Origin of the sequence: Streptococcus raffinosi (assembly GCF_030284685.1) — a bacterium.
In the GTDB taxonomy this organism is placed as follows: domain Bacteria; phylum Bacillota; class Bacilli; order Lactobacillales; family Streptococcaceae; genus Streptococcus; species Streptococcus raffinosi.
In genome coordinates, this window is record NZ_JASUZV010000007.1 from 69,315 (window position 1) to 83,073 (window position 13,759).

15 protein-coding genes are annotated in these 13,759 nt (G+C 39.2%); 1 reads left to right on the forward strand and 14 read right to left on the reverse strand.

Annotated elements, in window-relative coordinates:
- From QRD39_RS05945 to QRD39_RS05990, 10 genes are all read right to left on the reverse strand, one after another.
- On the reverse strand, nucleotides 1-780 hold the full coding sequence (locus QRD39_RS05945; protein ID WP_285955970.1) for an energy-coupling factor transporter transmembrane component T family protein: 780 nt from the start codon (nucleotides 778-780) through the stop codon (nucleotides 1-3).
- A complete protein-coding gene (gene cbiM / locus QRD39_RS05950) occupies nucleotides 777-1,754 on the reverse strand; it encodes a cobalt transporter CbiM (RefSeq protein ID WP_285955971.1) in 978 nt (325 codons plus the stop codon). Before cbiM ends, QRD39_RS05945 begins: the two co-directional genes overlap by 4 nt.
- A 2-nt stretch (nucleotides 1,755-1,756) precedes the next feature.
- Entirely contained in the window at nucleotides 1,757-2,596 is an 840-nt protein-coding gene (locus QRD39_RS05955) for an urease accessory protein UreD (RefSeq protein ID WP_285955972.1), read from the reverse strand.
- Between the two features lies 1 nt (nucleotide 2,597).
- Nucleotides 2,598-3,212 (reverse strand): urease accessory protein UreG, encoded by a 615-nt coding sequence (ureG, locus tag QRD39_RS05960; RefSeq protein WP_002889216.1) that lies wholly within the window; start codon nucleotides 3,210-3,212, stop codon nucleotides 2,598-2,600.
- Between the two features lie 29 nt (nucleotides 3,213-3,241).
- Nucleotides 3,242-3,955 carry an urease accessory protein UreF gene (locus tag QRD39_RS05965; RefSeq protein ID WP_045768779.1) on the reverse strand — a complete coding sequence of 238 codons (714 nt, stop codon included), beginning with the start codon at nucleotides 3,953-3,955 and terminating at the stop codon, nucleotides 3,242-3,244.
- Nucleotides 3,945-4,397: an urease accessory protein UreE gene (gene ureE / locus QRD39_RS05970; protein ID WP_008535851.1), complete on the reverse strand. Its 453-nt coding sequence runs from the start codon at nucleotides 4,395-4,397 to the stop codon at nucleotides 3,945-3,947. Before ureE ends, QRD39_RS05965 begins: the two co-directional genes overlap by 11 nt.
- A 138-nt stretch (nucleotides 4,398-4,535) precedes the next feature.
- The gene (ureC, locus tag QRD39_RS05975; protein ID WP_285955973.1) at nucleotides 4,536-6,254 is read right to left on the reverse strand and encodes an urease subunit alpha; all 1,719 of its coding nucleotides are present in this window, start codon (nucleotides 6,252-6,254) and stop codon (nucleotides 4,536-4,538) included.
- Nucleotides 6,255-6,269: 15 nt separating this feature from the next.
- Nucleotides 6,270-6,581 carry an urease subunit beta gene (locus QRD39_RS05980; RefSeq protein ID WP_002886559.1) on the reverse strand — a complete coding sequence of 104 codons (312 nt, stop codon included), beginning with the start codon at nucleotides 6,579-6,581 and terminating at the stop codon, nucleotides 6,270-6,272.
- Nucleotides 6,582-6,593: 12 nt separating this feature from the next.
- Entirely contained in the window at nucleotides 6,594-6,896 is a 303-nt protein-coding gene (locus QRD39_RS05985; RefSeq protein WP_002886558.1) for an urease subunit gamma, read from the reverse strand.
- Between the two features lie 24 nt (nucleotides 6,897-6,920).
- Entirely contained in the window at nucleotides 6,921-7,436 is a 516-nt protein-coding gene (locus QRD39_RS05990; RefSeq protein ID WP_154864190.1) for an AmiS/UreI family transporter, read from the reverse strand.
- Between the two features lie 424 nt (nucleotides 7,437-7,860).
- Here QRD39_RS05990 and QRD39_RS05995 point away from each other — a divergent pair, with 424 nt between their 5' ends.
- Nucleotides 7,861-9,258: a DUF4153 domain-containing protein gene (locus tag QRD39_RS05995; RefSeq protein ID WP_285955974.1), complete on the forward strand. Its 1,398-nt coding sequence runs from the start codon at nucleotides 7,861-7,863 to the stop codon at nucleotides 9,256-9,258.
- Between the two features lie 52 nt (nucleotides 9,259-9,310).
- On the opposite strand, the gene QRD39_RS06000 is transcribed toward QRD39_RS05995, so the two are convergent.
- From QRD39_RS06000 to QRD39_RS06015, 4 genes are all read right to left on the reverse strand, one after another.
- Nucleotides 9,311-9,643 (reverse strand): DUF805 domain-containing protein, encoded by a 333-nt coding sequence (locus QRD39_RS06000; RefSeq protein WP_008535848.1) that lies wholly within the window; start codon nucleotides 9,641-9,643, stop codon nucleotides 9,311-9,313.
- A gap of 108 nt (nucleotides 9,644-9,751) precedes the next feature.
- Nucleotides 9,752-11,848, reverse strand: a complete 2,097-nt coding sequence (locus tag QRD39_RS06005; RefSeq protein ID WP_285955975.1) for a peptide cleavage/export ABC transporter — start codon at nucleotides 11,846-11,848, stop codon at nucleotides 9,752-9,754.
- A gap of 168 nt (nucleotides 11,849-12,016) precedes the next feature.
- A complete protein-coding gene (locus QRD39_RS06010) occupies nucleotides 12,017-12,916 on the reverse strand; it encodes a helix-turn-helix domain-containing protein (RefSeq protein ID WP_285955976.1) in 900 nt (299 codons plus the stop codon).
- A gap of 182 nt (nucleotides 12,917-13,098) precedes the next feature.
- A complete protein-coding gene (locus QRD39_RS06015; RefSeq protein ID WP_285955977.1) occupies nucleotides 13,099-13,749 on the reverse strand; it encodes a phosphatase PAP2 family protein in 651 nt (216 codons plus the stop codon).
- Nucleotides 13,750-13,759 lie beyond the last annotated feature (10 nt).

A 13,759-nucleotide genomic window follows, 5' to 3' on the forward strand; every position in this document is an offset into this window, starting at 1 on the left:
TCATCCTCCTAAAAGAATTTGTCCTAAAATTACTACTACTAATCCAATCAAGGCAAACCAATCCTTCCATGTGAACGACCGTGATGACTTGACATACTCACCAACAAAGCAACGTGCTTCCATGGCTTGAGTGAGCTCTTCACCATAACGCATTGCTTTAAGGTAAAGAATTCCCCAGACATTGCTTCCAATTTGGAAACGGTGGTTACCACCATAGCTACGCGCCTCAATTCCTTTAAGCAAATCCATTAATTGTTTCCCAAAAACATCAATATATTTTATAGTGATATCTATCTGGAGCAGAACAAGGTCAGGAAAATGCAAGCCTTTTAATGCCACCAACATCTCACTTATTGTACTCGTCTCTGAATAATAAGCAATGGCTACGGCAATCAAAGGAAGTCTTAAAAGAAAGAGGGTTTGTCCACCACTAAATAAGAGATGGGGCAGATAAATAATTATAGGAAAGACCAATAATAAAATGGTCTTTTTTAAGGTTCTGACTAAAACGGAATGGGGTAGGAAAGCCACAACAAACCCTAAGACTAGGGCTAGAATCCATAAGACCGTAAGGTTTCGACTAATCCCAACTGAAAAAAGAAACAAGAGGAGGAGTAAAACCTTAGCCGTTGGATGAAAAATTGATGCAACTGGCACGGGGTGTGTCTCAAACTTTTGGATAAGAGCTTCCAAATGGTGACGATTTCGGATAAGAAAGCTATTTTTACCAACTTTAGTCACTTCCGGACGCTCTTCTGACATCCAATCTGGCAGGATCATTTTTCAACCTTTCTACCAAAAATCAAGCGGTAGATGATAAAGGAAATCAAAACAGCAGACGCAGCACTTAGGATATATCCCAAGACTTCAGGAATTCCTGCAATACTATAATCAGGGAAGATGGCATGAAATGAGAATCCATTGAGCATACCTTTTGGCGCCTGAGCTACCACATGATAGTGGGACAATTTTTCCACCAACTCTTGAACATCCCATTCAGCAAAAGCTGTTCCAGTGGCCAATAAACCAAGGGGGGTTAAAATAATCATCGCCAAGATAAACAACAACAAAGGACGAAGCTTTTTGACAGTCGTTTGCTTATTATCCTCAAGATTTAAACGTTCAATGAATTGTTGAACACCTGCTGTGAAGAAACCTTCTACCAGACCAATTAAGAGGTGGGTTACACCCATGACTGGAATCGTCACCGACAATGGGTACGGATTATAAAGAGGGTTACCACTGCTATCTTTAAAGAAAATCGGCTGAATACCAAGTAAAACAGCAACTGTCAGGGCAGCAACCACAATGCCAATATAGCCACCAAAGAAACTTGCGATTATCTTGTTCTTAGTCCACTTATTCAAAAGAGTATATACAGCATAACCTACAAATGGCATAACAACAGCCATACAAAAAGTATTGGCACCAAAAGCCAGAATACCACCGTCACCAAAGAGTAAGGCCTGCATAGCCAGAGCAACACTAACCGCTAAACAGGAGGCCCAAGGCCCCAATAAGATAGCAATCAATACCGCACCAACAGCGTGAGCACTCGTTCCACCTGGTGCTGGGAGGTTAAACATCATGATAAGGAAGGACAAGGAAGTCCCAATTCCCAACATAGGAATCGTTTGCTTATCTGTATTAACCTTTACCTTCACTTCTTTGACAGCCTTATACCAAATAGGCAACATCACTGCTCCCATTGCTGCACAAGTCGTAGGACTTAGGTAATTTTCAGGAATATGCATTTTTATCTCCTCATATCATTTTTTCTCAAATTTAAAGGACTTAATCCTTGTATTTCTCGTCTGAAATAGTCAGCACAAGCATAAATCACACGTCGATTATCTTCAGCAGTCTTTCCCAAGATACGTAAAACCAAACCTGGAATATCCAAGGCCGAGATAGCAAAATCAGACTCTAGATTCAAGTCTTCTAAGTGCTTCTGCAAAGCCTTGACAAAGGTATCGTCAATAGCTGGAGACACCATTACCAAACTATTGTAATTGCGCCATCCCTCAAAATAACCAAGCTTAAACATGTCTTGCTTTTGAGGTTCCAAAAGGGTCTGATCACTGTAAACAAGTTCATTATCTTGGTAAATCCGTGTCAAATTACGAAAATAATGGTATTGGAATGGTAGATCCTCGTGAGACCAACCTGCCGTCACACCATCTGAATAAATCAAGTGGGCAGACTTATCCATATCAATACGACTTGTTTGAAAATAGCGTGATTTTAAATAAGGAATCACTTCATCAGCCATATACTCCAAATAACTCTCTTCTTCAAGTGTGATAGACGTATTCTGTTGCGTTAACTGCCCCTTTTCACACTTGTAAACATAAGTCGGTGTTTGGGTTGTCACTAGGGCATGAGCATCCTTATTAACATCAATCGTTACTTGATACTGTTCACCCTCAACAAATCCCCCACCCATATTAATGAGAAAATAATAAGGGACACCATTGGCATCTGAATTATCCGCTGACACTCGAGAGTTACCTTCTTGGTATTTCTTATGAGAGATTGTGCGACCATTTCGATTCGAAAAACCAAGATGGACAAAACCATCATATGTTTGCGTCATCTTACAAATCCTCTAGTAGGAAATTCTTACGAATCCATGTTTCTACTTCCTTGACATTATCTTCATTATTCAGATTTGTGAAAATGAAAGAATCCTCGTTACGGAAATGAAGGGTATCTTCACGCATACGGTCGAGGTTAGCTCCAACATAAGGTGCAAGGTCAGTCTTGTTAATCAAGAAGAGGTCACTCTTAATCATCCCTTGACCAGCCTTACGAGGAATTTTTTCACCCTGAGCAACGTCAATAATGTAAATAGTGAAATCAACCAAGTCAGGGCTAAATGTCGCAGCCAAGTTGTCTCCACCACTTTCAAGGAAGATAACATCCAAATCATGGTTGAAGCGTTCTTGAAGGGTTTCAATCGCTTCAAAGTTCATAGAAGCATCCTCACGAATCGCAGTATGAGGACATCCACCAGTTTCTACACCGATGATACGGTCTTCATCTAGGCTTGAATTTTTCGCCAAGAAAAGGGCGTCTTCTTTGGTATAAATATCGTTGGTAATAACCGCTAAATTTAGGTCAGACATACGTCGTGTGAGACGTTCAAGCAAAAGAGTCTTCCCTGAACCAACAGGCCCACCAACTCCAATAATTACAGTACGTTTTGTCATTGTTTTTTCCTCTCAACCTTGTTAATATTCTAAGACATGAATAGGCGGAACACCTGAGTTTCATGTTTCATCTGAGCTAATTCAAGACCAGGTGTATTGGCCCCAAGGTAGGACGCATCCAGCTCTTGAATGGCTTGTGTTATGTGTTCTAATTGTGAAAAGCTACGTAAAACGATCTCTTGTCCAGCAAATTGTCCAAGGGGAATGGCACGAACAGCATTTTGAACCATAGTCGAGATAACGCTATAGCCATAAAGGGCTATGGCCTCACTGCAACCAATCCCCTTGTTGAAGACATAAAGCGCAAAGACAATAGCAGGATTGCCATAAACCTCACCCTTACGTATTTTGGACTGATAGTCATCCAATACTGGAATAGCATGAAGTCTTTGAATCAGGCGCAACATTTGCTTAGCAATCATCTTCGTTCCTTGTCTGGTTTCACGCGCTTGCGTCGAAACAGTCAAAGTCTTATCATATTGCCAAACTTGAGCCAAATCATCAGAAGCCATGGCATCATAGACTAGCTTAATCACAAGCCCTTCACCATACTTAAATTGGCTATCTAAATAAGCCTCTTGCCATTCCTCATAGCCCTTATCATCTGTTACAGTATCTTCACGCAGATAATTTTCCATCCCAAAAGAATGGTTAAATGATCCAATTGGAAAGGTTGAATCAACAATTTGAACAATTTCAAGATAGTCTCGCAAAGACACGTTAGCAAAAGGATTAATGTTCATGGGCAGTCAAATTCACGTGACGAAGGGGTTTGTCAAGGACCACTTCCTCAATCGTGTAGGCAATGTCTTTTTGAGTCAATACTTGCTCTACAACAGGGTCAACTTCCAAATAAATCTTGGCATCTTTCACCTCAATTGGTTTATGAGTATTCCCAAGAATGTGAGCTGTAATTCCCATTTCATCCATATCTTTAGGAGAAATGACAATCAAATCCTGTGATTCAACACCAATCGCCAAAACATGATGGTCATCAATGAAAAAGGCAGAGCCATTTTGCAATTTTTGCCCCTTATCAAGACGAATACCAAATTCATTGCCGTGGTCGCTTTTCACACGAATAATTTTTTTATTAAGATCATCACTTGAAAGAATGACTGTTTCAATATGATATTTATCAACATCAATATCTTTAACAAGAGCATCTACTTTTGTAAAAATCATACTTTTTCCTTTTCTATTACATTTAAAAACTGCATCAAAGTCAGTTAGCGCTTTAAGGAAGCACTAAAACCGTTTTCGCCGTAAAATACAAAAGAGGTTGGAGGAAATATTCCAGCCTCATTTATATGACACTCTTTCTTAGAACAAGAAATAACGTTGAGACAATGATGTCGTATGGATTGGTTCACAAGTCACTAATTCATCATCGATAAAGACATCAAAGGTCTGTGGGTCAATACGGATTGTTTTTGGAGCGTAATCATTAAGTTTCATATCACGCTTAGTCAAGTTACGTGTATTCTTAACCGGAAGAACTATCTTATTCAAACCAATTTCTTCTTTGATACCGTGATCATAAGCATATTGAGAGACAAATGTAAGATTTGTTTGGTGAACCGCTTGACCATATGCACCATATAATTTACGCATGATACGTGGTTGAGGTGTTGGAAGACTTGAACCAGCGTCACCCATAACACCGTAAGTTAACATACCACCCTTAAGCACCAATTTAGGTTTTGCACCAAATTGAGCTGGCTCCCAGATAACAAGATCCGCAAATTTACCAACTTCTACAGAACCAATATAGTCTGCAATACCATTAGTGATAGCAGGGTTAATAGTATATTTAGCCACATAACGTTTGATACGGTTATTGTCGTTAAACTCTGAATCCCCTTCAAGTGGACCACGTTGAGCCTTCATCTTATCAGCTAGTTGCCAACAACGCATAGCAACCTCACCGACACGTCCCATTGCCATGGCATCTGAAGTCATGATACTAAGGGCACCCATATCGTGAAGGACATCTTCTGCGGCCACTGTTTGCTTACGGACACGTGATTCCGCAAAAGAAACGTCTTCTGGAATTTTTGGATCCAAGTGGTGACAAACCATAACCATATCTAACAACTCACCAATAGCATTTGTGGTGTATGGGTTAGTTGGGTTAGTTGATGATGGCAAAATATTTTCTTTACCAGCAAAGACCATGATATCTGGAGCGTGTCCACCACCTGAACCTTCGGTGTGGAAGGTATGAACAGTACGGCCTTGGAAAGACTCAAGAGTGTTTTCCATGAATCCACCTTCATTCAAAGAGTCGGTATGGACCGCAAAGGAAACATCGTATTTATCCGCAACTTTAAGAGAATTATCAATTCCTGCGTAGGTTGCACCCCAGTCTTCGTGTGTCTTAATACCTGCTGCACCTGCCTTGATTTGCTCTTCAACCACTTCAGTTTCAGAACCAACACCTTTAGCGAGAAAACCAAAGTTAGCAGGCATATCATCAACAGCTTGCAACATACGAGTAATGTGGAACTTACCTGGCGTACATGTTGTTGCATTACTTCCGTCGGCAGGACCAGTACCACCACCAAAGAGGGTTGTGATTCCATTATCCAAACCAAATTCAGGAAGGTCAGCAGAAATATAGTGTACGTGAAGGTCAATACCACCAGCAGTCACAATCAAACCTTCTGCTGCAATGGCTTCTGTACTAGCGCCCACAACAAAGTCCACATTGTCCATTGTATCTGGGTTACCACCTCGACCGATAGCTACAATCTTACCACCACGAATACCGATATCCGCTTTAATAATTCCTGTATAGTCAATGATGGTTGCACCTGTAATAATCGTGTCCACAACTGATGGATTTTCACGTGTTTCCGTAGCACTGACACCCATACCATCACGCAAAACTTTACCACCACCGAACTTAGACTCCTGTCCATATACTGTGAAGTCTTTTTCAATGGCTGCAAAAAGATTGGTATCTCCAAGACGTACGCTATCTCCTACAGTTGGTCCATAGTGTTGAGCATACTCTTTACGATCCATTTTAAAACTCATCTATCTGCCCTCTTTCTAGTCTAAGAAACCATTGACTTTGTTATTGAAACCAAAAATACGACGTTTGCCTCCAAAGTCAATAAGTTGCACTGTTTTCGTTTCACCTGGTTCGAAACGAATGGCTGTACCTGCTGGAATATCTAGACGTTTGCCTCGTGCTTTTTCACGGTCAAATTGAAGACCAGCTTCGTTTGCTTCGTAAAAATGATAGTGAGACCCTACTTGGGCAGCACGGTCACCCACATTTTTCACTTCAAGACTAATGGCCTCATAACCACCATTATAATCAATTGGCTCACTCGCCACATGGTATTCACCTGGAATCATTACATTTTCTCCTTACTGAATAGGATCATGAACAGTAACCAATTTTGTACTGTCTGTAAAAGTAGCTTCAACTTGAATCATTGGAATCATTTCCGCAATTCCCTCCATAACATCTTCACGTGTTAAGAGATTACGAGCTTCATCCATCAATTGAGCAACCGTCTTACCTTCTCTTGCACCTTCAAGTACATAATCTGTAATCAAAGCGACTGCTTCCGGGTGATTCAATTTGATTCCTTTATCTTTACGTCGTTGAGCAATCATAGCCGCAAGACTAATCATCATTTTTTCCTGCTCACGCATTGTCAATTGCATCGTTTTTCCTCCTTAAATCAATGCTTACCATTTGCCCCAAAGCATCAAAAGCCCTGGAATCCAAGCTGTTACAATTCCTTCAAAAATAGCTAGGTAAGGAACAAATTTCCCTAGGTCCTTCTTAAGGTTAATTTCAATAAAGGCAGTTAGCCATAGAATACCCCACAAGAACCAAATAATACCATACCAAGCATTACCACCATATCCAGATGTTAAGCAAAGAATCCCTGCTGGTATCGTATTAATTGCCACAAATAAACTAAACCAGCCGTACAAACGTTGATCAAAATCAAAAATCGTATTGATAGCTGAATAAAGATAGGTAAAAGCAAACAAAAGACCTGTGGCACTACCATAAAACCAGTCAGCACCTTTTCCTGTGCAGGCCCCATAAGCAATGACAATAATATTGAGAATCAATCCCAAACCACCTGTAAAGATATTCATGACAACATTTGATTTGTCGGGAATCCCTTCCAAGCGATGAAATCCATTACTCATTAAAACCATGCCAACATAGAGTAGGATGACACCTAACATAAGAACCTCCTAAATTTCTTTTATGTTAATATCATACTACTTTGACAACACATGTCAACGAATTTTCAGAATTTTTGCAACATCACTGTAAGCCTCAATCTCACATAAAATGTCAAAAAATAGCGTCACTTTTGACCATCATTTGACCATCAAGTAAAATGATTCCTTGTACTATTTCGGTTGAAGGTGGACAAACCATTTATAAATTAGGCAAACACTATTTTCGAATGAGAAAGATACTGCCAATCATCAGCCAGATTCTATCATCTCGTGTGAGAAAAATTTTTATGGTGGCGTTTTATTCCTCTCTCCTTCTCTAGTCCTAAGTCCATAGACCTATTTTTAGTAATTTTACGGTTGCGTAACAATTATCTTCATTTTTTATGATAAAGTCTTCTTTGGATTTAAAATCTAAAGGAGAATTATGATGGAAACAAATAACTGCAATACCGATTTACAGGTAGTCTCTCAGGAGTATCCCTACGAAGAGGAAAGTCTGCAAACCAAAACAAAAAAACTCTTGAAACATCTTTCACCAAAAGACATCTGGAAACTCAAGAGCTTGATTATCGGTTTACTTGTCGCCTGCTTCTTCTATGTTACTTATCTTACCAATCTTTCTTTTGCCTTACCGGCAATAATTGTACTCATAATGACTGTCGAACTTGGCTGTCGTTTACTGGCAGGAAAAGAAAAGAGAGGAATGCGTCTTGAATCAGGAATATTTATGACTACTAGCCTCCTACAAGGTCTGCAAATAAGTCTTTGGGGACTACACGACAGTTGGGAAAGTGCTCAAATGCTCTGCCTTCATGCCAGTTTTCTACTTTATTTAATGGCACGAACTGGACAAAGTAGCCAGGATAGACTGGGAATTATGGTTTGGATAGACCTCATCTACACTAGCTGCCTCTTCCCTCTGAAATATTTTTTCCTTGGAGTTTTTACACTCCCCTATAAAACAAGACCTAAGCAAGAACTTTCTATAGAAGAGCGACACAACCGCCAGCTCCATAAGGGGATGATTTTAGTTATTATTTTTGTAGCCTTGATACTTACTGTATTTGCTGCCAGCCAGCTCAGTCAGGTATTACCTGCTTTCGGACAACTTTGGAAACAAGTTTTCCAGACACTTGCTACTTTGTTTAACTTCAACATTCACTTCGAAAACAGTGGCCTAATCATCTTCCGTTTGCTTTCAAGTATTCCTCTAGCTTTGGGACTTTTTGCTCAACTGGCTGCAGTCTATTTAGCCAAGGATAAGCCACTCAGTCAAACTCAACTTGAAACTAGTCTCAAAAAGACCCGTCTTTTCCCAAAACTGGCAGCTTATATTGTGATTGGAAGTCTCTGCTTCACTTATGCCCTATTTTTACTCACTGCCACAAGTCAAATGGGAGAACTCCTTTCTCTCAACCAAGTCAATATCCCAGCCCACCAAGCCTCACATATGGCTGTTCAGGGCTTCTGGCAATTGGTTCGCGTTTCTATTCTGAATTTTGGTGTCTTAGTGGGACTCTATCTTTACTCAAAAGAAAATATCTTTAACCACAAAGGACTCCGTTGGATTAGTACTCTACTCTTTACTTTTACTAGCCTCTTTGCCCTTATCGCTGGTTGGAAACTCTTTGGGGTCTATATTGCACTTTATGGCATTACACCACGTCGCTTACTGTCAGGATGGTTTGTGACCGTGCTCTTCGTTTGGTGTATCCTTACGCTTATTAGACTTTATAAACCCATTCAAACAACTCGTCTAGCCATCTTTTATGCGACTATCAGCTTTACCCTCGTTAGCCTCTTAGGTAGCTTTATTTTATAAGAAAAAGGAGTGAAACTAGATTTCCTAGTCTCACTCCTTTTTTTCATTGGAGTTATTTTGAATTTCTTGTTGGGAAGGCGTACATTACCCAGAGAGCTACCGTTAAAGGAGTTGCCTTTAAAACTATCCAAGCAACATTAAAATCAGCATCACGTAGACGACGAATCTGAATTGCAATCGTAGGAAGTGCCGTTGCTGCTATGAATAAAATGAAAGCCGTCAATGTAAAGCCAGCAGCTTTTGTTTGCCCAAGTAAGTCCATCAGTAGGAAAATCAAGCTACCGATAACGCCATTAATCAAGACTACCCACCAATAGTCTGATCGTTTTGTACGACCATAAAAATCGAGATAGCCTAACCAAAAATTTTTATATGCCTCTAACATGTTTACACCTCTTAGTATGATGTTAACAGTATACTATAGAAACTTTATAGGTGCAAGATGTGAAATGTTAGACTTCTTAAGTTTTTTTCATATAAGTAAGGAAATTTTTTAAATAAACTGAAATGGATTGAAAATAGGACTATCTCCTTCGACCTGTCCGTTAGTCATGGTTACTATGCGACTAACATGCTGACGGACACTGGCTCGGTGAGCAATGAAAATCACTGTTCGTTTCATTTTAGTAAGATTAGTCAACACCCTGTTCTCTGTATCACTATCTAGACCGCTGGTCGCTTCATCAAAAATCAAGATAGGTTGTTTAGACAAGAGAGCCCTTGCTATCGCTAACCTCTGTTTTTGACCACCAGAGAGGCCTCCATCTTCAGATACTTGGGTCTGAAAGCCTAGTGGCATTTTTTGAATATCGTCTAAGATATCAGCTTGTTGGCAAACTTTAAGAAGTTTTTTCTCATCAACTTCTCCTTCAAATCCTAATAGCAGATTTTCTAAAATGGTTCCCGTAAACACATAGGTTTGCTGGGGGACATAGGTCACCAATTGACGTAACTCTGCATGACTAATGGCACTTTTATCCAGACAAACATGTCCAGCAGACCTTGTATAATAGCCCGACAAAATTTTAGCCAAAGTTGTTTTTCCAGACCCACTCTGCCCCATGAGAGCAATCTTCTCACCCTTGTTAATGGTCAAATCAACATCACTAAGAGTCTCTTGCTGATAACTGAAACGATGGCTAACACCTCTGAGAGTTAATTGCTTAAAGGTCAAATCCTTGAGTTTTCCTTTTTCTTCCTTATCCACAACATAAACTTCTTGAAGACGATTATTGGCTACCTTGGCCTGCTGAATTTTGGATTGGAGATTGATAATATTAATTAAAGGAGTTGTAAAATAATTCAGCAACATATTATAGGTAATCAACTGACCAGCAGATAGCTGTCCTTCCATGACCAATTGCGCTCCATACCAGAGGATAAAGACATTGGAAACTAGCTGAACCCCAGTCTTTAAACCATCTTGTGTTAATTGCCACTTGGCCTTAGACAAGGACTTCTTCAAGTAGTCATGGAATTTCACCTCAATTTCTCGATAACGTCTCTCTTCAACTCTTAAAGATTTTAGCGTTTCAATGCCTCTCAAATCATCAATAACGGCGGTATTGACTTGACTGTTTGCCTCCATCAACTGATAATTTTCCTTCTCAAAAAGCTTATAGAAAGCTAGAATAATCAAAATATAGAGAGGTACTACAGTTAAAGTCATCGCAAAAAGCGAAGGGTTTTGTAAAATGAGAGCCACAGCTAGAGTCATCACAATGGTCACATCTAAGAAAATCGATAAAATAGTTGAAGCCAAGGCATCGATAATGGTGTTGGCGTCTCCAAAACGTGACGTGATTTCCCCAGTACGACGTGAACTAAAGAAACTAATGGGCAAAGAAAGCACATGCTTGATATAAGGAAGGATGACCGCAATGGACAAGTAATTACCCAATCGATGCAATAGATAATCTTTGAAGAAAGTAAAAACTTGTTGAGCTAGATAAGCGATACACAAGCCTAGAGAAATCATGGTCAGAAGAGAATAGTCTTCTTGAGGAATCAAGCGGTCTATCATAGACTGCAAATAATAAGAACCAATAATATTAACAAGCGTCACTAGAAAACTCAGCAAAACAATGACTGCTATCAATCCCTTACGACGAAATAAAATTGGTAAGAATGAAAGGAGACCAGGTACCTCTTCCTTATATTTAATGTAGGTTTCTCCTGGTTCAAAAAATAGAGCAACCCCTGTCCATTCCTTGTCAAAATCTTCTAGTGACATTTTAATGACCTTCTTGCTAGGATCTGGATCACCAACGACGACCTGACCCTTGGCTTGACCAAACACCGTATAATAATGTTGAAGACCACCATCCTTAACCACATGTGCAATAAAAGGATAAGATAGATTTTCTTGTTTAAACAAGTCTAAATCCGTACGAATAGCTTGCGTTTCAAGACCCAACTGCTTGGCTGCTTCAACCAAGCCAAGCGCAGAAGTGCCTTCACGAGAAGTCTGAGCCAACTCCCTCAAATAAGCCAAACTATAAGATGAACCATAGTTTTTAAGAATCATGGCCAAGGCAGCTACACCACAATCACGCTGATCAACCTGAGAAATATATGGATATTTTGACATGGTGACTCCTATTTAATAATAAATAATGAAGAATGGTGCTGCTGCAATAAGTAATACTAAAAATTTTCTTAAGTTTTTCAAAATTAAACTCCTTAATATTTTTATTAACTATATGATAAACGTTTAACTATAAAAAAAGTAGTGACATAAATGTCACTACTCAGTTGTTTACAAACCATCTGCCGCTTTCTCTGCTCGAGTCTTTTCTTCCAAAACGGAATCTTCTAAAACCGACGCAAACATTATAGCCTTATCATAGTTTTCAGCAGCTTTTTTCTTGTTCCCATTATGTATAAGCTCATACTTAGCTTCTAAAATATAAACACCTGGTTTGTAACTATGAAACTGTGATTTTTCTATGACAGCTAAAAGTTTATCTATTACTGTTAAGAAATCTGAGAAGGACTCATGAGAAATCTTTAAAGCAGCTATAGCCATCAAATCATTAAATAAGGCAATATTATAAGCATCATCCGTTGGGATGTTTTGACTTAATACTCTATTTGCTATTCTGTCAAAAATCTTTTTATCATACTGCTTTCTCCCATAAAGATGATAGAAATAATAATCAATAACTAACAAATCATTAGTTGAAAACTTCTTCTTTCTTTTGACTTGTTCAAACAAATCTTCATAGATTTCTTCGACTTTAGGTCTCTCCTCCCAACTGGTAAAACTCAATATATTTTCGAGAATATCTAGAGTCAATAGTTCCTCTTCTGGAAGAATATCAAAGAATTGATCATACACATCTTCAATAAGATCCAACTTCTGTTTAACTCTCTCCTTATCTCCGTACGTTGGGAACTTTATTAAACGATTTTTCATCTCATAGTAAGTATCAGGAATTTCAATCCTGTCATGATCCAATAAGTCAGCCATGCTTTTCCCCAGACGTTTTGCTATGTAGGATAATTTATCCAAAGAAGGGAGAGACTCTCCTTTTTCAATACGAATTAACTGGCGAACGGTCAACTTCTTACCATCTAAACAGAGTACTTCACGTGACATCTGTTGACTTTCACGCTCAGTTTTTATTCTTAATCCGATACTGTTCTTAATACTCAATAAAATCTCCTTTATTCAATTCAAAAGCTTAAGGCTATTATATCACAATTGTAATGTAATTGACATATAGTTAGTATTTTTTAATGTATCGATAATTCATATGATCTTTAAGAAATACGGACCTGTATCGTTGCCATAATAATGAGTCAAAGGTTGGAAACATCTGTTCCAACCTCTTGATGCTATTTCTGTTTACTTTGGAACCGCCATTCAAAGCGAATACGGTCGTAAGTCGGGTAAATAGCATTCAGTAAACCAAATGCCAAGGTAAAACCGGCCAAAACATCTGTAGGATAGTGAACCCCCACGTAAATACGGGAAAGTCCGACGAGCGCAATTAGAAGCCCCGTAACAATATAAATGACTACTTTTGCTCCTTTTTTAGCCAGACGCTGGGCAAGGACAATAGCAATAGCACCAAGAATCATGAAGGTTCCCAGGGAGTGGCCACTAGGAAAAGAATAACCACCAGCATAGACCAAATGCGTAATTGATGGACGTGGGCGTTGGTAAATATATTTCAGACTTACAATCATGATACTAGCGAGAACGCCACTGGTTCCCACAAAGATAGCTTCAGATTTGTACTGGTTTAAATAAAGCCAAATTACCGCTACAATTGCAATAATGGCCTGAACAGGTGTGTTCCCAAGGACCGTCACCGCCTTAAAAAAATGCGTCAGTCCTGTTGGCAAATCTCCTCGAACCCAGGTCTGGATGCTGCTATCAAATCCTGTCAAGGCTTCAGGGTAGAACTTGACCATGTAACCGAGAGCAACAAATAGTAAGAGGGCAAAAGAAGTATAAATATAATGTATTTGTTTGTGTTTCATATTTATAATT

Coding starts and splice junctions, on each gene's coding strand:
- QRD39_RS05990 (WP_154864190.1), bottom strand. CDS start 7,436: ATGTTAGGTGTCATCCTACTCTATGTTGGCATGGTTTTAATGAGTAAT.
- QRD39_RS05945 (WP_285955970.1), bottom strand. CDS start 780: ATGATCCTGCCAGATTGGATGTCAGAAGAGCGTCCGGAAGTGACTAAA.
- cbiM (WP_285955971.1), bottom strand. CDS start 1,754: ATGCATATTCCTGAAAATTACCTAAGTCCTACGACTTGTGCAGCAATG.
- QRD39_RS06000 (WP_008535848.1), bottom strand. CDS start 9,643: ATGTTAGAGGCATATAAAAATTTTTGGTTAGGCTATCTCGATTTTTAT.
- QRD39_RS05965 (WP_045768779.1), bottom strand. CDS start 3,955: ATGAACATTAATCCTTTTGCTAACGTGTCTTTGCGAGACTATCTTGAA.
- ureE (WP_008535851.1), bottom strand. CDS start 4,397: ATGATTTTTACAAAAGTAGATGCTCTTGTTAAAGATATTGATGTTGAT.
- QRD39_RS06005 (WP_285955975.1), bottom strand. CDS start 11,848: ATGTCAAAATATCCATATATTTCTCAGGTTGATCAGCGTGATTGTGGT.
- QRD39_RS06015 (WP_285955977.1), bottom strand. CDS start 13,749: ATGAAACACAAACAAATACATTATATTTATACTTCTTTTGCCCTCTTA.
- ureG (WP_002889216.1), bottom strand. CDS start 3,212: ATGACAAAACGTACTGTAATTATTGGAGTTGGTGGGCCTGTTGGTTCA.
- QRD39_RS05985 (WP_002886558.1), bottom strand. CDS start 6,896: ATGCAATTGACAATGCGTGAGCAGGAAAAAATGATGATTAGTCTTGCG.
- ureC (WP_285955973.1), bottom strand. CDS start 6,254: ATGAGTTTTAAAATGGATCGTAAAGAGTATGCTCAACACTATGGACCA.
- QRD39_RS05980 (WP_002886559.1), bottom strand. CDS start 6,581: ATGATTCCAGGTGAATACCATGTGGCGAGTGAGCCAATTGATTATAAT.
- QRD39_RS05995 (WP_285955974.1), top strand. CDS start 7,861: ATGATGGAAACAAATAACTGCAATACCGATTTACAGGTAGTCTCTCAG.
- QRD39_RS05955 (WP_285955972.1), bottom strand. CDS start 2,596: ATGACGCAAACATATGATGGTTTTGTCCATCTTGGTTTTTCGAATCGA.